The sequence below is a fragment of the Stagnihabitans tardus genome, from assembly GCF_009925085.1.
Taxonomy (GTDB): Bacteria; Pseudomonadota; Alphaproteobacteria; order Rhodobacterales; family Rhodobacteraceae; genus Stagnihabitans; species Stagnihabitans tardus.
The window spans coordinates 1-261 of record NZ_JAABNR010000103.1 but is presented as its reverse complement, the minus strand read 5'-3'; the positions used below and the strand labels follow the sequence as shown (position 1 = coordinate 261).

At 67.8% G+C, this 261-nt stretch carries 1 protein-coding gene; it reads right to left on the bottom strand.

Going from position 1 to position 261, the window contains the following annotated elements:
- On the bottom strand, nucleotides 1-122 hold a 122-nt coding region (tnpB, locus tag GV832_RS22650), incomplete at its 3' end, for an IS66 family insertion sequence element accessory protein TnpB (protein WP_168776943.1).
- Nucleotides 123-261: the final 139 nt, after the last annotated feature.

The window sequence follows — 261 nt, the reverse complement described above, 5'->3', positions numbered from 1 at the left end:
CCGCCGTGCGGGTCCCGCCCGAGGCCCTGCTGAACCTTCAATGCGAGGCTGTTCATCCCGCACCGCATGTCGGTCGCGCCGCCCGCAATCCAGACCTTTGCTGCCGCAGGGAACGCGATCATGCCCGGTCCAGAACCTGAACCAGGCGCGCCAGCACCATCGGGTCGATGGTCACCCCGATCGCGAGCTTGCGCCCATTGCCCAGGGTGATCTCGATGCGATCACCACGACCAGCATCCGAACCGAGCGCCGACGGCGGCA